Annotated in this window: 16 protein-coding genes and 1 tRNA gene; 11 read left to right on the top strand and 6 right to left on the bottom strand. The window is 59.1% G+C overall.

All coding sequences use genetic code 11. The features are described 5' to 3' along the window. The first annotated feature begins 64 nt into the window (after positions 1-64). Positions 65-1,135: a hypothetical protein gene (locus GSQ91_RS08215; protein WP_158820974.1), complete on the top strand. Its 1,071-nt coding sequence runs from the start codon at positions 65-67 to the stop codon at positions 1,133-1,135. Between the two features lie 4 nt (positions 1,136-1,139). Here the strand turns inward: GSQ91_RS08215 and glgA are convergent, their stop codons facing one another. Continuing rightward, positions 1,140-2,384, bottom strand: coding sequence for a glycogen synthase (gene glgA / locus GSQ91_RS08220; protein WP_158820976.1), 1,245 nt, complete (start codon positions 2,382-2,384; stop codon positions 1,140-1,142). 180 nt (positions 2,385-2,564) lie between these two features. On the opposite strand from glgA, the gene GSQ91_RS08225 reads away from it, so the two are divergent. After that, positions 2,565-4,349, top strand: coding sequence for a DUF885 family protein (locus GSQ91_RS08225; protein ID WP_158820978.1), 1,785 nt, complete (start codon positions 2,565-2,567; stop codon positions 4,347-4,349). 201 nt (positions 4,350-4,550) lie between these two features. Continuing rightward, on the top strand, positions 4,551-6,215 hold the full coding sequence (locus GSQ91_RS08230) for a S10 family peptidase (RefSeq protein WP_158820980.1): 1,665 nt from the start codon (positions 4,551-4,553) through the stop codon (positions 6,213-6,215). 211 nt (positions 6,216-6,426) lie between these two features. On the opposite strand, the gene GSQ91_RS08235 is transcribed toward GSQ91_RS08230, so the two are convergent. The 3 genes from GSQ91_RS08235 to GSQ91_RS08245 form a co-directional block, all read right to left on the bottom strand. Then, positions 6,427-6,813 carry a type II toxin-antitoxin system VapC family toxin gene (locus tag GSQ91_RS08235; protein ID WP_158820982.1) on the bottom strand — a complete coding sequence of 129 codons (387 nt, stop codon included), beginning with the start codon at positions 6,811-6,813 and terminating at the stop codon, positions 6,427-6,429. Next, positions 6,810-7,055, bottom strand: coding sequence for a type II toxin-antitoxin system Phd/YefM family antitoxin (locus tag GSQ91_RS08240; protein WP_158820984.1), 246 nt, complete (start codon positions 7,053-7,055; stop codon positions 6,810-6,812). Before GSQ91_RS08240 ends, GSQ91_RS08235 begins: the two co-directional genes overlap by 4 nt. A gap of 343 nt (positions 7,056-7,398) precedes the next feature. Next, positions 7,399-8,322, bottom strand: a complete 924-nt coding sequence (locus GSQ91_RS08245; RefSeq protein WP_158820987.1) for a DMT family transporter — start codon at positions 8,320-8,322, stop codon at positions 7,399-7,401. A gap of 106 nt (positions 8,323-8,428) precedes the next feature. On the opposite strand from GSQ91_RS08245, the gene GSQ91_RS08250 reads away from it, so the two are divergent. Next, entirely contained in the window at positions 8,429-9,343 is a 915-nt protein-coding gene (locus GSQ91_RS08250; RefSeq protein WP_158820989.1) for a LysR family transcriptional regulator, read from the top strand. 254 nt (positions 9,344-9,597) lie between these two features. Here GSQ91_RS08250 and GSQ91_RS08255 read toward each other — a convergent pair whose 3' ends face one another. Further along, on the bottom strand, positions 9,598-10,203 hold the full coding sequence (locus GSQ91_RS08255; protein ID WP_158820991.1) for a TetR/AcrR family transcriptional regulator: 606 nt from the start codon (positions 10,201-10,203) through the stop codon (positions 9,598-9,600). A gap of 66 nt (positions 10,204-10,269) precedes the next feature. On the opposite strand from GSQ91_RS08255, the gene GSQ91_RS08260 reads away from it, so the two are divergent. The 5 genes from GSQ91_RS08260 (at position 10,270) to GSQ91_RS08280 (ending at position 18,160) form a co-directional block, all read left to right on the top strand. Then, the gene (locus GSQ91_RS08260) at positions 10,270-11,937 is read left to right on the top strand and encodes a DHA2 family efflux MFS transporter permease subunit (RefSeq protein ID WP_158820993.1); all 1,668 of its coding nucleotides are present in this window, start codon (positions 10,270-10,272) and stop codon (positions 11,935-11,937) included. Positions 11,938-12,182: 245 nt separating this feature from the next. Beyond that, entirely contained in the window at positions 12,183-12,734 is a 552-nt protein-coding gene (locus tag GSQ91_RS08265; protein ID WP_158820995.1) for an RNA polymerase sigma factor, read from the top strand. After that, complete coding sequence (locus GSQ91_RS08270; protein ID WP_158820997.1) at positions 12,731-13,657, top strand: energy transducer TonB; 927 nt, start codon at positions 12,731-12,733, stop codon at positions 13,655-13,657. Before GSQ91_RS08265 ends, GSQ91_RS08270 begins: the two co-directional genes overlap by 4 nt. A 238-nt stretch (positions 13,658-13,895) precedes the next feature. Continuing rightward, positions 13,896-16,025 (top strand): prolyl oligopeptidase family protein, encoded by a 2,130-nt coding sequence (locus GSQ91_RS08275; protein ID WP_158820999.1) that lies wholly within the window; start codon positions 13,896-13,898, stop codon positions 16,023-16,025. Between the two features lie 263 nt (positions 16,026-16,288). After that, positions 16,289-18,160: an HAD-IIIC family phosphatase gene (locus tag GSQ91_RS08280; RefSeq protein ID WP_158821001.1), complete on the top strand. Its 1,872-nt coding sequence runs from the start codon at positions 16,289-16,291 to the stop codon at positions 18,158-18,160. Here the strand turns inward: GSQ91_RS08280 and GSQ91_RS08285 are convergent. Then, positions 18,157-18,678, bottom strand: coding sequence for a Uma2 family endonuclease (locus GSQ91_RS08285; RefSeq protein ID WP_158821003.1), 522 nt, complete (start codon positions 18,676-18,678; stop codon positions 18,157-18,159). The two genes, GSQ91_RS08280 and GSQ91_RS08285, sit on opposite strands and share 4 nt — an antisense overlap. A 71-nt stretch (positions 18,679-18,749) precedes the next feature. Here GSQ91_RS08285 and ispE point away from each other — a divergent pair, with 71 nt between their 5' ends. Together ispE and GSQ91_RS08295 are read left to right on the top strand one after the other, a co-directional pair. Next, positions 18,750-19,772 (top strand): 4-(cytidine 5'-diphospho)-2-C-methyl-D-erythritol kinase, encoded by a 1,023-nt coding sequence (gene ispE / locus GSQ91_RS08290; protein WP_158821005.1) that lies wholly within the window; start codon positions 18,750-18,752, stop codon positions 19,770-19,772. A gap of 38 nt (positions 19,773-19,810) precedes the next feature. Continuing rightward, positions 19,811-19,884 (top strand) — tRNA-Gln (locus GSQ91_RS08295). The last annotated feature ends 430 nt before the right edge of the window (positions 19,885-20,314 follow it).

The raw sequence follows: 20,314 nt of genomic DNA on the forward strand, positions 1-20,314 counted from the left end.
CTTCGGGCGAGAATCACAGGGGAAAAGGCACTATTCAGCCCCTGCCGCTGCAAGGGAGACCCGTTTGGACTTGCATTTTTCGTGGTACTTTATCGTGTTCTTCCTTCTGGTCAAAGGCTGGCCGGTAGTGCTGGTCGTAGCACTCGCCAGTCTGGCTGCCGGTTGGCGAACTCATGGAATTGCAAGAGTTATTTTTCTGTCAATCTCTGCGATTTTTATCGCCTTCCTTGTTGGCGTTGGCGTTTGGCTGCGGCTCGACAAGATCAAGGAAGCTCGCGAGGCCAGAGAAAATGCGGCATCCGAGGCCAGAGAATATGCGGCATCCGAGGCGCATCGCCACACGACACTCACTGCGCCCAGGCAGATCGAAGGGCTCGATCTGCCTGCCGGCACAGCGATCTACTGGAAGGATGACGCTCTCACGGATCTAAGCACGGCCGATCTGCCCGGTCCCACACGCATTCTGGGTGTCATGCTCTCAGGCCATATCGGTCACGACTATGACTCCTGGTGGGACGTGACTCTGGCGGAAGACGCGGTCATTGGTGGCTGGCCATGCAGCGCCGGAGACATCGAACTGGCCAGGAGAGAACCCCTGCTATGGCGATGCGATCTGTCGAAAGAAACGCCGGTGCGCGCACCCCGGCAGGCAGGCCAGCCAGCGGCGAGTCCGTTGCTCTTTCCCGCTGGGACGAAGGTCAGCCAATCTCCGGGTAGCGACATCGGCTTTGAGCTTTTCCTGCCTAAGGGCAAGTCGATGAAGCTGAACGAAGTCGGCGTTGTCATTCCCAGCGGTATCGACGTGCATCTTTTTCCGAACGGAGCTATTCGACAGCTCTATGCCGGGGGCGAGTCGTTATTTTCGATTCGCGGCATCCCCTTTGTGACGGACATCCGTTGGATCTATCCCGAAGATCTTCCCGAGGATTCGCAAGGGTCAACCATGGCTCCCATTGCCGTCTTCGGCACGCTTGGGCAGGACGTTCGCTGCGCTAACCATCTCTACTCATCGTCCGCGTTTGCCCGTATTACCCTCAAGTCGAACACAGTAGAGTTCATCGGGTATGACGGCGATAAAAGGATTGCCACGCCCCCGATAGCCACCTCGGAGTGCGCCATTGTGCCTCGGAGCTAAATAACTATCCCCGTGCTGCGATGAGCTTCTCGTACAGCTCGATCGTCTGATCCGCGATCGCAGTCCAGGAGAAGTGGTCTTCCACCCGCTTGCGCCCGGCTTCCCCCATCTGTTTAGCCTTCGCGGGGTCAGCAAGCACTTCAGAGATACGCGCGGCCAGATCCCGTGCAAACTGCGCCGTGTCGACTGGAAATGTCGTAACCGGATCGGCGGTAAAAGGCACCAGGTGACCGGTTTCGCCCTCTACGACCACCTCTAGAATCCCACCTGTAGCGCTCGCCACCACCGGAGCCCGGCAGGCCATCGCCTCCAGATTGATAATGCCGAAGGGCTCATAGACCGAAGGGCAGCAGAAGACCGCGCAGTGCGAGTAGAGCTGAATCGCGTCCTGTTTGCTAACCATGTTCTCAATCCACACGATATTGCCCCCGGCCGCTCGTGCAGTGGCGACTTTTTCCTGTATTTCGGCAGCGATCTCCGGAGTGTCGGGCGCACCCGCGCAGAGCACAACCTGCGTCCCCGCAGGCAGGTGCTGAACGGCTTCGACCAGATGCGTCACACCTTTCTGCCGTGTGATTCGACCGACAAACAGAACGTAAGGCTTCGTCTCGTCCACGCCAAAGGCGTGCAGCGCGGTTGTGTCGGGCGTCCACTGGTACTGATTCAGATCGATGCCGTTGTAGATAACGTGAATGCGCGCGGGATCAACATCGGGATAGGCCTTCAGGATGTCGGCCTTGGTGCCATTCGACACCGCGACAATAGCATCGGCATCCAGAATGGCCGTCCGCTCCATCCATGAACTCAAGGCATAACCGGTGCCAAGCTGCTCGGCCTTCCATGCGCGCAATGGCTCCAGCGAGTGCGTCGTCAGCACGAACGGAATGTTGTACAGCTTCTTCGCCAGAAAGCCCGCCATCGACACGTACCAGGTGTGGGTGTGGATGACGTCGAGCTTCTCCAGATGAAGCTGTTGCAGCAGGTTTAGCGAGAGTGCCTCAAGCGCTCCCTTGAACTTGGCCTGGGTGCCGTGCGAGATCAGCGGCCACGGGTTCTCGAAGTGGACATCGAGATGCGCCTCATGTGGAGTTTCGAGTTCTTTCAGCCCATCATGGTCCGGAGCATCGCCCCACGCATAGACTTCGACCTCGATCTTCCTGGCGAGTTCACGCGAGAGATACTCAACGTGGACGCCTGCGCCTCCATAGACGTAGGGTGGATATTCACGGGTCATCAGGCCTACACGCATGAAATGGGCTCCTTGAAATGCGTCTGCGTATGCGCAGCAGGCATAGATCGAATTTTACGGGATGAACACGGACCTCAGCCCCGAAGGGGCGAGATATCGTGCTACCACTGCAGCGAGCCAACAACCTGCCGTCTCTACCCACCGCCTTTAGAATTGCTGATACATGAGAGGCGAGAAACGATGAAGTTCAGGTTCGGGATGGCGGTCATCGCGGCAACCGTGTTTGCCATAACCTTTGCCGTATCGGCGGAATCACAATCATCCGCCGTGACCCCAAATACCCGTGAAGACGCTCGTCTGAAGGCGATCTACACCGCCGAGTCAGCGTGGCGGAAGGCGCAGCCCGGCGGCTCCGACGATGAGAACGACGAGACCATCCTCCCCGAACTGCCGAAGGTAGATGAAGCCACCCAGCAGGCCTATCTGGCGCACTGGACAAACGTGAGGTCGCAACTCGACGCGCTGCATGTGAAAGCTCTTTCCCCTGCGGAGACCATGAACTACCGCGTCTTTCGCTCGCAGATCGAGGTGCTGATCAATAGCGAGAAGTTCCGCGACTACGAGATGCCGGTAAACTCCGACAGTGCCTTCTGGTCGGGGATCTCGGACCCGCCAGTCAACTCCTTCAAGACGGCCGAGGATTACACCCACTACGTCTCCCAGTTGAACGACACACCGCGCTTCTTCAACGAAGAGGTAGCGAACATGCGCGCCGGCCTTGCGCGCCGGTTTACGCCACCCAAAGTAACCCTGAAGGGCCGCGATCTTTCCATCGCCGCGATTGCCGAGGCAAAGCACGCGGAAGACACGCCATTCTGGAAGCCCTTCGCCACGATGCCGGCCTCCATCCCCGAGAGCACGCAAGCCGAGATCCGGCTCAAAGCACGTGCCGTCATAGAACAGAAGATCATTCCGGTCTACGCGTCTTTGCTTAAGTTTTTCCGCGAAGAGTATCTGCCCGGAGCGCAGGAGTCGCTCGCCGCAGAGAGTCTGCCGGACGGCAAGGCTTACTACCGGTCGAAGATTCTCGAATACGCCACAGTCGATCTGTCCCCAGAGCAGATCCACGAGATCGGCCTGCATGAGATGGCCGGCATCCACGCCGAGATGCTCACCGCGATCCAGCAGACGGGCTTCAAGGGCGACTTCCCGGCATTCCTCCAGTACCTTCGCACTGATCCCCAGTTCTACGCGAAGACGCCGGAAGAGTTGCTGATGCGCGCTGCCTTTATCGCCAAGGAGTTCGACGGCGTAGCCGCACGCTACTTCGGCTATCTGCCACGAGAGCGATTTGGCATACGCCCTGTTCCAGCGGAGATTGCGCCGTTCTACACCTCGGCCCGAGGCGGCCCGGGAGTGTACTTCGTGAACACCTACGATCTCCCGTCGCGCGGCCTGTTCGCGCTGCCCGCACTCACCCTGCACGAGTCCGCGCCTGGTCACGCCTTCCAGATTCCAATCGCCATGGAGCACAAAGACCTGCCGAAGTTTCGCGGCGCGTATATCTCTGCCTATGGCGAGGGATGGGCCGTCTACTGTGAACGGCTTGGCACGGAGATGGGCATCTATCACACACCCTATGAGACCTTCGGCATGTTGAGCTATCAAGCCTGGCGCGCAGCGCGGCTGGTCGTCGATACCGGCATCCACTCGCAGGGCTGGACCCGCGAACAGGCGCGGCAGTATCTGCACGACAACACAGCACTCTCCGACCATGAGATCGAGACCGAAGTCGACCGCTACATCTCCTGGCCGGGGCAGGCACTCTCCTACTACCTCGGTGAGCTGTCGATCCTCAAGGAGCGCCACAAAGCAGAGGCTGCCTTGGGCACGAAGTTCAACATCCGTGCTTTCCACGACGCCGTGCTGGAGACAGGGTCCGTGCCGCTCCCCGTCCTCGAAGAACACCTCGACCAGTGGATCGCCGGTGGCGGAGTCGGACCCTATCCGGAGATGGAGCAGTAAACGCAAAGGCCGCCACGACACCCTCTGCGAAACCTCCGCGCCCTCTGCGTTAAAGCTTTTGCTGTTGCTTGTTCTTCGTGTAGTGAAATGCTCTACACTATTGGCCTCCGCCGTGTTCTGCAAACTGCCGCAATTGCAACTGCAATCGCAATATAGTAAAACTTCGAATCATACTGCGCGTCGTAGCAACAGGAGAAATAAATGCGTCCAACTCTTTCTGTGACCAATCTTTCGGTCTGTGTTCTCTGTCTGTTCTCCGCTGTGGCTCTAGCCCAGGAGCATCACGGCAACGAGAAAACCACCACGACAACCACCACTACCGTCGCTGCTGAGTCGGATAAGAAGCCCACACCTCCTCCAGCCGATTCCGTAACCGAAGGTTCCGTAACGGTCGAGGGTGGCAAGGCTATCGCGTATAAGGCCGTCGCCGGCATCATCACTGTCGGTTCAAGCGACGCACAGGACGCGACGCTTGGATTGGATGGCAAGCTGCTGCCGGACTCCGGTGTGGACCTCCCCGTTAAGCTCGAAGATCAGCCCGCCACAGCGCGCATCTTCTATACGGCCTACTTCGCCAAAGGCCCGGACGCAGGCACGCGGCCGGTAGTGTTCTTCTACAACGGCGGCCCCGGCTCGGCGACGATGTATCTGCGCATGGGCAGCATGTCTCCTGTGCGGGTCGTAACGCCGGACACACAGCACCAGTTCGGTGGCCCCTACAAGATCGTGCCCAACCAGTACAGCCTGCTGGATGTCGCTGACCTGGTCTTCATCGACGCACCGGGCACGGGCTACAGCCGCGTGCTGGGCAAGGACGCCTTCAAGTCGTTCTACGGCATCGATCAGGATGCGGGCGCCTTCGACCGCTTCATCCGCCGCTTCCTGACCAAGTACGACCGCTGGACATCGCCGAAGTTCCTCTTCGGCGAGAGCTACGGCACCACGCGCGACGCCGTGCTGAGCGCAACCCTGCAACAGCATGCCGTGGATCTGAACGGAGTGGTCCTGTTGAGCCAGATCCTGAGCTTCAACAACTCGGCTGACGGGGCCGATGGCAATCCCGGCACGGACAACGGCTTCTTCCTCGCGCTGCCGAGCTTTGCGGCAACCGCGTGGTATCACCACAAGGTGCCGAACCAGCCCGCGGAGCTCGAGCCCTGGCTGCATGAGGTGGAACAATATTCAATCGGCGAGTATGCCACAGCGCTGCTGCAAGGCGCGGACCTGGATCCGTCGAAGAAGGCTGCTGTAGCCACAAAGCTCGAAAGCTACACGGGAGTTCCTCAAGCCCTCTGGATAAAGGCCAACCTGCGCATGACAGGCGGCGAGTTCTCCAAGTACCTGCAGGACGGCAGCGACACGACGACAGGCCGTCTGGACTCGCGCTATGAAGGCCCGCACATCGATCCTCTGAGCGCGAGCGCCGACTATGACCCGTTTACTGAAGCCATTGGCTCGGCCTATCTGGCATCGATGAATGCCTATGCCCACCAGACGTTGAAGTTCGGCGACAACCTGACCTACAAGCCGAGCGCAGCCGAGCCTGGATTCAACTGGGACATGAAGCACAACGGACAGGGCGGATGGCCTGGCACGAGTGTGAACGTCTCGGCCGACCTGGCCTACACCATGAAGGTGAACCCGAAGATGCATGTGTTGCTGATGGGCGGCTACTTCGACCTCGGCACGCTGTACTTCGGCGCGACGTATGAGATGAAGCACCTTCCTCTCCCGGCCTCCCTGCAGAAGAACATCGAGTACAAGTTCTTTCCCACCGGCCACATGGTCTATGTGAATGAGGAAGCGCTACACGGCCTGCACGACCGAACAGCGGCGTTCATCAAAGAGAACGAGGGCGGACAGTAGGTTCGTTCCACGATCGAAAAGACAGAGGCCGGGCAAACATGCCCGGCCTCTGCTTTTTGAGCCCTGAAAGGGCGATATATACCAGCCCAGGGCGAAGCCCTGGGTTAGGGAACCACCTCAAAACCAAGCGCTGAAGGCGCGAAATATAGGTGGCGGCACGATGGTCGCACTTTCTTAACCCGCATAAACCACGTTGAATCTATTTTGCGTTTCAGATCTTTCGTATAGGGCCTGGATACTCGGCAACGGTAGCATCGACCGTCAGCAAAGTAATGCCTTCCACCATGGCCTGCGCAATCAGAATCCGATCGAAAGGATCTTTGTGGATCGGGGGCAAGTTCAGCAGGGCCATGGAGTGCTCACTTGTGAGCGGAAGTTCCTCGTAACCGTTGTCGAACAGATTGCGCCGCAAAACACGGGGATCGATCTGAAAGTCGCGTTTGCCCAGGCCCGCTTTGATGGTGATCTCCCACACACTGGCCGAACTGAAAATCAGATCGTTTTCCGGATCGCTAAGCAGGCGTTTTGTTTTTTCGGGCAATGGCCGCGTGACAAGAGCAGACCAGATCAATAGGTGGGAATCGAGGAGCAGCTTCATTCGGACAACCCGAACATCTCCTCGATCTCTTCACGCCCGACGGCCTTGAAATCCTCTGGAAACGTTCCTTGCCCCTTCATGAAACCAATCCGCTTCTTTGGTTTTTCTTCGGGGGCATCGAAAGCTACGAGCCTCACCATAGGCCTTCCGGCCTTGGCGATGATAATGGACTCTCCCTTCGAAGCTTTGTCGACGAGCTTCGAAAGATGAGTTTTGGCCTCGTGCATGTTGACGGTTTCCACTGGAGCCTCCATCGGACTTAGTCTAGTTAGTCTAGTCCAATCATGGCCTCTCATACAAGTTGGTATAGAGCCAACAGTTGCTGGTGCGTCTCCTGCGACAGAACACATATAGGACTTACGCAAGAACCTCGAAGCGGCATCGAACCAGCCCCAAAGGGGCGGTATATCCCAGCCTGGGCGCAAGCCCGTGACGCAGAGCGCGATTCAAATGTTTGTGGCGCGCTTTGCGTCTAAGCCCCAGGTACCAAGCCCATAACGAATCAAGCGCTGAAAGCGCGGTATATCTCGTCTGCACTGGCGAGACATACCGCGCTTTCAGACCGCCTTCTCGCCCCACCGAAACTCACGCATCAAGCGAAGCCCGACAAACTTCGATTGGAACCGGCATCTCCTTCGCCGGCACTTTCCGATTGAGCAGGTAAAGCCCCGAGATCACGATAGCAACACCGATATAAGCCGGCGCCGCGATGTGTTCATGCGCGATAGCTCCCCAGAAAAGCCCCCAGATCGGCAGCAGATACGTCACCGAGACCACACGCGTCGAAGAGATCCGATCCAGCAGGCTGTAGTACAGCAGATAGGCCAGGCCACTGCCGGCAATGCCGAGGGTAATGCCCGCAAGGATCGACTTCGTCTGCACATGAACAGGATGCGGGCCGAGCAGCGCGACCGGAAGGACCATGAGGCCGGCAAGGCTGAGCTGGGTAGTCGCCAGACCGATCGGGTCGAGGCCCGCGAGCTTGGCTTTGGCGATGACCGTAGCGATGGCATATCCGGCGCTGGCCAGGGCGATGAAGAGAATGCCTACGGCATACGAGTGCACGGAGCGCACCGCAGACGTGTCGGCCCCATGCGAGTAGACCACCAGGATGACGCCGAAGAAACCGAGCAGCACGCCGGGAATCGTGCGGCTTTCGAACTTCTGCTTCATGAAGCTGAGGCTGAGCAGGACTGCCCAGATAGGCGTGGTGGCATTGAGAATCGCGGCGATGCTGCTGGGAACGGTGCGCTCGCCGATGGCGAAGAAGACGAACGGAATCGCGTTATTGAACAGCGCGACCAGCAGCAGCCACACGATCAGGCGGCGCGGTGGGAGGGTGCGGCGCTTGGCCAGCAGCACAGTCCAGAGGAAGGCGGAGCCAAAGGTGACACGAATGAGCGCAACCCAGGTGGGGGGAAAGCTCTGCACGGTCAGGCTGATGAGCAGGAAAGAAGCCCCCCAGATAGCGGAGAGCAGCAGCAGTTCCAGTGTGTCGCGGAGTTTCATGCAAGCCTCCTTTGAGGCAAGGTAATGATTCAGCGTGACACCGCACAGGCATCGCGTCCAACGATTTGTTTCGATACTAATCATCGAAAAATGCGATAGTAGAGTCATGCTCGACCTGCGAGAACTGAAGACATTTCGTACGGTGGCGACGGAGAAGAGCTTTACCCGTGCTGCCAGCCTGCTGCACTACGCGCAATCGAGCGTAACGGCGCAGATCCATAGCTTGGAAGAAGAGCTGGCGGTCCCACTCTTCGATCGGATGGGCCGTCGTGTGGAGCTGACATTAGCGGGGCGGCAGCTGCTCACCTACGCAGACAAACTCCTGGACATGGCGGACGAGGCCAAGCGCGCGGTGCAGAACGACGGACAGCCGGCCGGTACGCTGACCGTAGGTGCACCGGAGACGTTGCTGGCATATCGGATGCCCGAACTGCTGAAGCGATTTCAGGCTCAGTATCCGGCCATTCATCTCTCGCTGACCGCAAGCGAGAGCTGTGAGATTGGACCAGGCGGGACCATCATCGCTCCAAACGTTGATATTGCCTTCACGCTGGACGTTCCTCTGCGGAGCACCCATCTGAAAATAGAGTGCCTGCGACCGGAGCCGATCGTGCTGGCGGTCTCACCGCAGCATCCGTTGGCAGGCAAGAAGAAGGTCAAGGCAGAGGCGATCGCTCAGCAGCAGGTGTTGCTGACGGACCGCGCGTGCAGCTACCGCGCTCTGTTTGAACGCACCTTGATCGGAGAAGGGGCGCCCCTTGGCGCGTCGCTCGAGTTCCTGAGTGTCGAAGCCATCAAGCAATGCGCCCTGGCCACCATGGGCATTGCGGTACTTCCGGAAGTCGTCATCGCAAACGAACTGAAGCGCGGAACCCTGGTTCCCGTGGACTGGCCAAGGAAGCCGCTACTGGTCTTCACGCAGATGTTTCGCCATCAGGACAAGTGGATGTCCCCGGTAATGTGCGCCTTCTGGAACCTGACATCCTCTCTGCTCCAGGGCGAACCCGGAAAGAAAAGCTAGGGCCTGTCATCAAGCCCAACCATCGCTGCACTGTGGAATGCTACAAAAGCCTTGACGCAACGGTTCGCAAAAAAACGCGACGGCATTTGTGTTTCAGAAGATGCTTGCCCTAAGCACTACAGCCGTCGCGTTTCTTTGCGAACCGTTGCGCCCGTTGCGTCAAGGCTTTTGTAACGCCCGGCAGGAACGATGGCATAGTTTTTATCCTGAATGGCAAGCGCCGATACCATTCAGGATACCCAATCTTGCGCGTTTCAAATCCCAAGACTCCGCAGCGCTGCCTCAAGAATGAACTCGGCATCCTGCTGCGGCGTCCTATCCGTAACACCGTCGAGGCGGCGTTCATTGCAGCCGCGGGTCATATCCAGGATGGCCCAGCAGAGCGCATCGAAGTCCTGAGCCCGCAGCTCTCCGGCAGCGACCCCTTCTTGGAAGATGGCGAGAAAACTGTCATGGCCGAAACGCAGGGCCTCGTTCGTCTGGCGGCGATGTTTGGGTTCGCGGCCAACGGTAAGCAGCAGGCGATAGAGGTTCTGCTGGCCGAACCAGAACTCCATCCGGATGGCGATAGCCGCGGCCAGTTTGCCCCGCACGCCGTTGACAGCCGATACGCGCTCCGCCACCAGCGTTCGCAACTGATCGACGGTATGCCGCACCGCCGTCGCGTAGATGTCTTCCTTGGATTTGAAATAGAGATAGAGCGTGCCCTTGGCGATCTTCGCGGCAGCCGCGACATCTTCGGCGCGAGTGTCGGCGAAACCCTTCTTTCCAAACACCTTAATGGCGGCCGCGAGGATCTCCTGGCGGCGCAGTTCGGTCAGCACCCGGCGGCTGGACGAGGTCTTGGGAGCGGAAGGCACAAAATCAACCTAGCATAGTGAGTCCATCGGCTGCCCGGATGCTCTAATGACTGAGGAGTCATTTTTGTGACTGGTGGGTCAACAGCCGTAGAAGAGATACTGGAACTTGAACCGGAGGCGCTGCTGGGCCGCGATCTCTGGCCGCATGTTGAGCCAAAAGCCGCCCCCGAACCGCGCATATTTAATCCTTGGATCATCGCGCTGGTCGTCACGATGGGCACGTTCATGGAGGTGCTGGACACCTCCATCGCGAACGTCGCGCTGCCCCACATCGCGGGCAGCCTCTCCGCCTCGCAGGATGAGAGCACCTGGGTGCTGACCAGCTACCTCGTCGCCAACGCGATCATCCTCCCCATCAGCGGCTGGATCTCCAGCGTGATGGGGCGCAAAAACTTCTACCTCTTCTCGGTAACCCTTTTTACGGTATTTTCGGCCTGCTGCGGCTTGGCTCCCACGTTGGGCATGCTGGTCGTGTTTCGCGTCCTGCAGGGCCTGGCCGGCGGCGGCTTGCAGCCCTCGGTGCAGGCGATTCTGGCCGATGCGTTTCCCGGCGAGAAGCGCGGCATGGCGATGGCGGTCTATACGATCGCGATTCTGTGCGCCCCGGTGTTGGGGCCGACTCTGGGCGGCTGGATCACCGATAACTACTCCTGGCGCTGGATCTTCTACATCAATATTCCGGTAGGCATCCTGTGCGCGTTCTTTACCCGCATGGTGCTGGTCGACCCGGCGCATCTGACCGCGAAACGCTTGCTGCAAAAGGGCAAGAAGCTGCAGATCGATATCGGTGGGCTGGCTTTGGTGAGTCTCGGGTTGGCAACGTTGGAGATTGTGCTCGACCGCGGCCAGGAGCTGGACTGGTTTGGCTCAACGTTCATCGCGTGGTGTGCGGCGATCGCCGTCTTCTCCATTGCAGGCGCGATCCTGTGGGAGCTGCACGTAAAGACTCCCGTCGTAAACCTGCGTTTGTTGAAAGAGCGCAACTTCCTCTTCTGCTGCATGATCGTGCTGGGTCTCTATACGGCGCTCTATGCGACGACATTCCTTCTGCCGCAGTTCATGCAGGAGTTGATGGGGTATGACGCGACCACAGCCGGGCTGGCCGTTTCGCCGGCGGGTTTGGTCACGATGATCGAGATCCCGATGATTGGGTGGCTGCTGAGCAAGGGCATGGACGCGCGGCGCATGATCTTCGTAGGCATCGTCACCATCGCCCTGGGCACCTGGTGGCTCTCGCTGGGCAACCTGCAGCTGGCCGAATCGAACTTTATCTGGCCGCGCGTCCTACAGATCATGGGCCTGGGTATGACCACAGTGCCGCTCAGTACGATCATGTTCCGCTTTCTGCCGACGGACCAGAGCAGCAACGCTGCCGGCATCTATGCGCTGGTACGCAACGAGGGTGGCAGTATAGGTATCGCGCTTTCGAGCACCTTCCTGCAACGCGCCCAGCAGACCCACCAGACCTACCTCACGGCGAACCTGTCGACGACCAACCCACTTGTTCAACAAGCGTCTCATGCGATGGGCTCAATACGGGGCGGAGCCGCCTCGGACCAGGCCTATGCCGGGCTGGCGCTGATGTATGAGCAGGTGCACCGGCAGGCGTCCTTGCTGGCCTATATGGATCAATACCGCATGTTTGGCTACCTGCTGGCCGCCATGCTGCCGCTGGTCTTCTTCCTCAAGCGCCCACCCAGAGTCGTCGGCAAGATCGAACTCGACGCCCACTAGCCACAAAACCAGCCCCGAAGGGGCGGCTCTATCACAGCCCAGGGTGAAACCCTGGGTAACAGGGCAAGGAGAAGATGAGCCCTGAAAGGGCGGTCTATCGTGGATTGCCTCGATAGGTCGCCCTTTCGGGGCTGGCGTAATGCCGACAGGGTGGGATCTCTCTCAAAAAATACTTCAAAACCCATGAACACTTTTGCCATCCGCCCGGTCTTGATCAATGAAGGGACACGGTGCCGCAGCCGACGATGGCAGTTCCCAACCAGACACGCGAGTCCGCCTTTACACGGATCGTCGCCGAACACGCGAGGTTTCTCTATCGCGTAGCCCATAGCGTCCTGCGCCACCCGCAGGACGCAGAGGACGCCGTACAGGACGCGCTGCTCAAGCTGTATCGCAGCGAGGCCTGGCGGGCGATGGAAGACGAGCGGGCATTTCTAGCCAGAGTGGTTTGGCGAACAGCGCTCGACCGGATGCGAATACGTTCGGTCTCTGTGGACGACGAAGGCGCGGAGCTGCGATTGCCCGACGCACGGCCTACGCCTGAGTCAGCAGTTGCGGAGAGCGATGAGCGGGCACTGCTGCACGAACTCATCGACACGTTGTCAGACGAGCTGCGCGAGCCGCTGCTGCTCTCCGCCATAGAGGAGCTGAATTCGCGAGAGGTCGGTCTGATGCTGGGCCTGCCCGAGGGCACCGTGCGAACGCGGCTGATGCGGGCCAGAACAGAGTTACGGGCGCGGTTTGAGGCAAGAACTCTCAATCAGGTGGCTGTGGCAGGAATAGGGAGAAGGCGATGAGCGAAGTGATTGCAATGCACGAGTTCGGCGAATTCAATGCGCTGCTGCAGAGCGTTCTGCGTGAACGCTCTTCGACTGAGACCCCCAAAGGATTGGAGCAGCGGCTTCTGGCTCACCTGGCGCAGGAAGAGACCTCACGGCCGTTTGCCTTTGCCGAACGTGTTGCCACGCGAGCCAGTGCGGCTTCGATGGGTGTGGCTGTAGGAGCCCATGCGGCTGTGATTCTGGTGATCTTTGCGTTAGCCGCCCGGCATATACCGACGATTGTGCCGGGCAAGATGGTCATGACTCAACTGACTGCCCCGCACCTACTGGTCGCACCGAAACCGGACATAGTCGGTGGCGGAGGAGGCCAGCATGATCTCGCACCGGTCACGCAAGGGCATCTGCCCAGGCTGGCCCTGCAGCAGATTGTTCCGCCCATGGCCCCGCCAACCATCCCACCCAAACTGGCGGTGGAACCTACGGTCGTTGCCCAGCCCGACCTGAAGATGGCCGACAGCACGATGCCCAACATCGGCAACCCGAACTCATCGCTGAAGGGTTTTTCACTGGGCATGGGCAGCGGTACGGGCATTGGCTCGGGGGATGGGAACGGCATTGGGCCTGGTTCAGGTGGCAATGTCGGCGGTGGGGTGATGCATCCCGGCGGCTCAGTGCATGCACCGGTACCGCTCTACGAGGTTGACGCTGAGTTCTCTGAAGAGGCTCGCAGGGAGAAGTTTTCGGGCAATGTCGAGATCTATCTAGTGGTAGACGAGCATGGAAATCCGACGCACATTCGTGTGACCCGTGGCGTGGGTATGGGACTGGATGAAAAGGCCATCGAGGCCGTCCGCCAGTACAAGTTCAAGCCCGGGACGCTGAACGGCAAGCCAGTCAAAGTGGATATGAATATCGAGGTGGACTTCCACATATACTGACGCCCCTGGCGCAGAAAAGACCATCATTCTTGTGGCAAAACGTGGCATGCTTCGCGATATTTGTGTCGGGCCCTCCGCGAGCGATAATCGCACGATAAAATGCCAGGGCCAAAAGACGGTTTTACTGCAATGTCCAACAGTTGGTATCCAGCGAAAATCCCTGGTTCGCTTTTCCCCAACGCTGTTGCCCCGAGGTAGAGTAGCGGTACGCGCTGCAACGGCGAAATCAGGAGTGGACATGCGGGAACGAGTGAGAAGATCGGCCGTCGTGCTGACGGCTGTATTGGTTTTGGGTGGCGCAGCGCGAATGCTCGCGCAGCAGGGTCCGACGGCCGACACGGACAAGTACATCTGGCTGGAAGATGTCTCCAGCGACCGGGCCATGAGCTGGGTGAAGGCTGAGAACGAACGCACCGCCAATGTGCTCGAAAACGACCCGCACTTCGCGGCGTATCACGAAGAGGCGCTGAAGCTCTCGCAGGCTCCCGATCGCCTGCCCTATCCCGACCTTCGCGGCGGCGATGTCTACAACTTCTGGCGCGATGCGCAGCATGTGAACGGAATCTTCCGCAAGACCAGCCTCGCTGACTACCTCGCTGCGCAGCCCAAGTGGCAGACCGTGATCGACTACGACGCCCTGGGCAAGCAGGACAACGTGAAGTGGGTCGCGCACGGGCTCGACTGCCTCTATCCGGGAGACCACTATTGCCTGGTCGGTCTCTCCGCTGGTGGTGAAGATGCGGACACGATGCGCGAGTTCGACCTGAAGACCGGACAGTTTGTAGAGGGCGGCTTTACGCTTCCGCACAGCAAACAGAGTGCAAGCTGGCTGGACAAAGATACCTTGTTGGTCGCGCGTGACTGGGGCCCAGGCACGATGACCAAGTCGGGTTACCCGTTCGTCGTGAAGGAGTGGAAGCGCGGCACGCCGCTCGACACCGCGAAAGAAGTCTTCCGTGGGCAGGAGTCGGACATCAGCGCCGGTGCCTATACCCTCCACGACACGCAGGGCCACTCTCTGACAGTGTTCACGCGCGGTGTGAGCTTCTTCGAACAGCAGAGCTTTGTGCAGACACCGCAAGGTCTGAAGCAGCTGTCCATTCCCCTGAAAGCCAGTCTCGCCGGAATGATCGACAGCCGCGTACTGCTCTCGATCAATGAGGACTGGACGCCTGCAGGGCAGGCCAGGAGCTTCAAGTCGGGATCGCTGCTGGAGATAAAACTCGCTGACGTAGTGAAAGACCCCGCGCATCTGAAGCCGGCTGTAGTCTTTGAGCCAACGGCGCGGGAGTTTTTGCAGGGAACGGATACGACCAAGTCTCGCTTGCTGCTCACCACCCTGGACCACGTGCAGGGCAGGGCTTATATCTACACCCCGACCGCGACCGGCTGGACGAAGAAGAGCCTGCCCGTGCCGGAGAACTCGACTGTCGGCGTAGTAACCACCAACGAGAGCGACGACACCTTCTTCCTCTCCATCACGGGTTTTCTGACGCCCTCGTCACTATGGCTGGGCAATGCTTCAACGGCTTCGTTGAAGCTGGAGAAGACCGAGCCCGCTCGCTTCGATGCGTCGAAGGATGTAGTCGAGCAGTTGGAGGCGACCTCGAAGGATGGAACAAAGATCCCGTACTTCGTCGTGCATCGCAAGGACATCCAGTACAACGGTTCCAATGCAACGCTGCTGAACGCCTATGGCGGCTTTGAGGTGTCGGAGACGCCTTCTTACTCCGCGAACATCGGCAAGCTGTGGCTGGAAAACGGCGGCGTCTTTGTCCTGGCAAACATCCGTGGTGGTGGTGAGTTCGGTCCCGCATGGCATGAGGCTGGTCTCAAAACAAACCGTCAGCGCATCTACGATGACTTCGCCGCGGTTGGTGAAGACCTGATCGCCCGCAAGATTACTTCGCCGAAGCATCTGGGCATCATGGGTGGATCGAACGGTGGTCTGCTGATGGGCGTGGAGATGACACAACATCCGGATCTCTGGAACGCCGTGGTCATCCAGGTGCCGCTGCTCGACATGCTGCGCTTTGAGCAGATCGCGGCCGGCGCAAGCTGGGTGGGTGAGTACGGTTCGGTTTCGATTCCGGAGCAGCGCACGTTCCTGGCCTCGATCTCGCCGTACAACCAGCTCAAGCCGGATGTGAAGTATCCCGAGCCGCTGATCTTCACCACCACCAAGGACGACCGCGTGGGCCCACAGCACGCCCGCAAGTTCGCCGCGAAGATGGAGGAGTATCACGAGCCGTTCTTCTATGACGAGATCATCGAAGGCGGTCACGCAGCGGGTGCCGACCTCAAGGAGCAAGCCAAGACCTGGGCCCTGACCTATACCTATCTAACGCGGAAGTTGATGGGAGAGTAGAAAGCATTTTTGCTTTTGCCGTTGTCTGTTTTTCGCCGTCATCCTGAGCCGTAGGCGAAGGACCCCCCGCAAAGTGGTGACACGAATGCGGGGGTCCTTCAGCTACGCTTCAGGATGACGACGAAGAACAAAAGCATCGCATTCCGGGCCACGATAACCAGCATGTTGTTTGATACGTCTCTAACAAAGGTGTAGCCGTACAATCGAGGCGGCTCGCAGTACCCGGCTTTCAAGCTGGGGAAGCAAAGGGAGATCGTTCACGGATGCATCTGAACTGGCTACCAGTACGCGAGAATTGGGACAGCCAACTGCGCGCGGTGAAGGCTCTGCCTCCAACCGAAGTGGCGGCCCAACTTGGCGAACTGGCGGTCAGCCGGATGGAGTTCTCGCAGGTCGTCCGCCTGGATCGCACCGTGCAACGGTTTCTGGCTTGCCATAACGGTGAGCTGCCCGGCTTCGAGCGCGTTCGGCTGGCGGTCCTCGGTTCAGCGACGACGGCGCATCTGGCTCCGGGAATTCGTGTCGCCGGTCTGCGCCGCAGGCTGAATATCGAGATCTACGAAACTCCCTACGGCATGTATCCGCAGGAGCTGGTGGATAAGGCTTCGGGCTTACACGAGTTCCGCCCTGACGTTGTTCTGTTTGCGTTCGATGCGCGGCATCTCGCAGCAGCGCAGGGTGCGGACGACGCGCTTGGGCTCATGCGCTGCTGCTGGCGGCAAGCCAAAGAGAGCTTCGCCTGCCAGGTGCTGCAGCAGACCGCCATGCCAGTCTTCTCCAACCTCATGGGCAATAACGAGGAGCGGCTGCCGCAGTCTCCTGCTGCGATCCTCTCGCGTATCAATGAGTCGCTGCGTCCGGCGGCTGCGGAGGCCAGCGTCGAGCTGCTGGCACTCGACCGGCTCATTGCATCGGAGGGTCTCGCCGCATGGTACGACCCCGGCATGTGGCACCACTCCAAGCACGAGGTCCACCCCTGCGCGGCGGAGATGTATGGCGAACAGGTAGCGCGGCTGGTAGCTGCCGGTCGCGGACGCTCGGCCAAATGTCTGGTGCTCGACCTCGACAACACACTGTGGGGCGGCGTGGTCGGCGACGATGGCTTGAACGGCATCGTGCTGGGTCAGGGCAGTGGACAGGGCGAGGCCTTCGTCGAATTCCAACGCTACGTGAAGGGCCTGAGCCTCCGCGGGGTCATCCTCGCGGTATGTTCCAAGAACGATCGCGAGAACGCACTGGAACCCTTCGAGCGTCATCCGGAGATGGTTTTGGGTACGAAGGATATCGCCTGCTTTGTAGCGAACTGGACCGACAAAGCAACGAACCTGCGGAGCATTGCGAAGCAGTTGAATATTGGTCTGGATGCGTTGGTCTTCGTCGACGACAATCCCTCCGAGCGCGAACTCATTCGTCGCGAGTTGCCGATGGTCGCCGTGCCGGAGATGCCGGAAGACCCGGCGGGATATGCCGCGACGCTTGCAGCAGCAGGCTACTTTGAGGGTCTGCGCACGACGGAAGAAGACCACAGCCGCTGCAAGCTCTATCAGGCCAATGCTGAGCGCGAACAAGTGCGCGAGATCGCAACCGACATCGGCAGCTATCTGGAGTCGCTGCACATGACGATGATGGCAACGCCCTTCGACAGCCTGGGACTGACGCGCATCACGCAGCTCATCAACAAGACCAACCAGTTCAACCTGACGACCCAGAGGATGACTGAACCTGAGGTTGCCGCGCTGATGTCCGACCCCAAAATGGTGACCCTGCAGATGCGGCTTGCCGATCGCTTCGGAGATAACGGGATTATCGCTGTGCTGATGGCGCGGATGTGCCCGTCCGGAGAGGCGATGATCGAGACATGGCTGATGAGTTGCCGTGTGCTTGGCCGCAAGGTGGAAGAGGCTTGCCTGAATGTATTGGCGGAAGCCTGTGCAGCACGCGGAATGAAGCGGCTTATCGGAGCGTATCGTCCGACGGAAAAGAATGGCATGGTGCGTGAGATGTATGGCGCGCTTGGTTTTGAACGTATCGAAACGGATGAGACAGGCGCCACGTGTTGGGTGCTGCCCCTGGAATGCTTTCAGTCAAGGCCAGCTCCGATAAAGGTCGAACTGATGCGCGAGGCGCTGGTTTAAAACTCGTCCAGCTCTGCAAATATTTCCTGAAGCGAAATCTCTATCGGTGTTCCGGCAATGCGCAGCATTCCGTCTGATGGCTGTTCGAATCCACGAGTGGAAGCGTAGTAGGCCTTGCGCTTCCATGGGTCGAGCACCCAGATGTTCGCTACGCCGAGCGCAGCAAATTCGTCTACCTTCGTTTGAAGTTCGGTTAGCCGATCTTCTTCGGAGAGCACCTCAATGCAGAGCAGGGGAGCCCAGTGGACGATGCGGTCTTTGGGATCATGCCTATGAAGAATGCAGATATCGGGAATACGAAACCGCATTTCGGATACCTGGACCCGCTGTTCGGTGAGTACGCGAATATCCCAGTCCTGTTTGTGTATCCCGAAGATGCGGGTGAGGATCGCCTGTAGTTCTGAGTGTGGCTGCTCTCCCACGTTGCGCTCCTTCAGCTCACCGTCGAGATAGTCGCAGTCGGGGTGATACATGCTGTTCAGGTACTCGCTGACGGGAACAAGGACCGAGTTTGCCATCGCGCACACTCCGTAGACTTATCTTAGCTCTTTATGTGGCTCGCGGAGGCCCCGGCTAGAATGGCAGTCGTATGTCCACACGCGTTCGTTCGTTTTCCAAGATCAACCTCGGGCTGGCGGTCGGCCCGGCTCGGGCGGACGGCTTTCATGGTCTCGCGACGATGTACCAGACGCTGGCGCTGCATGACTTTGTGACGGTAAGTGCCCGGGCCTCATCCTCCACAACGATCCGTCTTACCGCTGACCACAGGGCTGTCCCAACGGATGCCCGGAATACGGCCTGGAAGATGGTCGAAGGCGCACTGGCTCGGATGGGCGTTGTGGCAGAGGTGGAGATCGACATCCAGAAGCGGTTGCCGGTGCAGGGAGGCATGGGTGCGGGATCTGCGAATGCCGTTGCCGCGTTACTCGGGCTGGAGCGCGAACTTGGCAAGGCGCTGCCGGGGCCGGAGCGGTTAGATCTGGCGGCTGAGGTCGGTTCGGATGTGCCACTGTTTCTGCTGGGCGGGTCGGTCCTGGGGCTGGGGCGCGGCGAGGAAGTCTATCCTTTGCCCGATCTTCCAGCGACTCTCTGTGTTGTGGCGATTCCGTCTGTCGGGGTCTCAACCGCGCAGGCGTTTCGAGACCTGGATGCCAGGAGCGAGAGGCTGGGCACGAGCGCCGAGAGTGGGCCAGCGTTGACTTTTCAACAGCCTCCCGATAAACTAAGTGAGTTGAGCCGCGTTCTGGCTGCTATCTGGACAACAGATGGTGTCGATCCTGGCCTCTCCGGTATCACTCGCAGGACGAGTGATCTGGCTGAGAACCCTCTTCTCACGCTTGTCCGCACCGGGATCGAAAACGACTTCGAAGAAGTAGCGTTTTCACAGCATCCCTCCTTGCGTTCAACCAAGCGTGAATTGATGGGTACTGATTCCGGCGGCAGCGCGCTGTATGCGGCGTTGTCCGGTTCAGGTTCGGCGTTGTTTGGACTCTATGGGTCCCAGGCAGACGCACGCGCCGCTCAACAACGTGTCCAGCAGTCCGGCACGCAGGCGATCCTCACGGAGACTCTGCCTCGCGCGGCCTATTGGGATACGATGTTCGCAGAGTAGCGTTGCCGGTAAATGCGTATGAAGCGCACCGGCAGTACTGGGCGATCGACTAATGGTAGGTCAAGTGCCTTTGACGCACTTTGTCTAGGTTCGAATCCTAGTCGCCCAACCACTTAGATCGTTCGCCAGGTTTAGTTCTCTAAATCCTCCGAGCAAGTAACAAGGGAGCTTTTGATTTTTCGGCGATGGAAACTTTATCGCCAGAGGATTGAGCAAGGCCCGCACATGTAGTTCGGCACAAAGCCGATGCGCGGGAGTAGCAGAGTTAGCGGCGCAGCGGAGAAGGAAACACGATCCGCTGGCAGCCGATAGGGAACCGAAGTCTCGCAGTTATGCAAATGGCCGGTGCAGAAACAAGCCCGGCTGCAAGAAGTAAGACAGAGCAGTTTTGAGATACCCATAGGTCAACCAACCTGGAGGATTTCTACGTGAACGAACAAGACACGACTGCGGTTCCTTCCCCGAGTTCTAACAATGGCTCCAGCGCCACGGCCCAGGCCGAGCTGGAGCAACCGAAGCAAGCTGCCGAGTTTGTATTAACA

Source organism: Granulicella sp. S156, from assembly GCF_009766105.1.
Taxonomy (GTDB): domain Bacteria; phylum Acidobacteriota; class Terriglobia; order Terriglobales; family Acidobacteriaceae; genus Granulicella.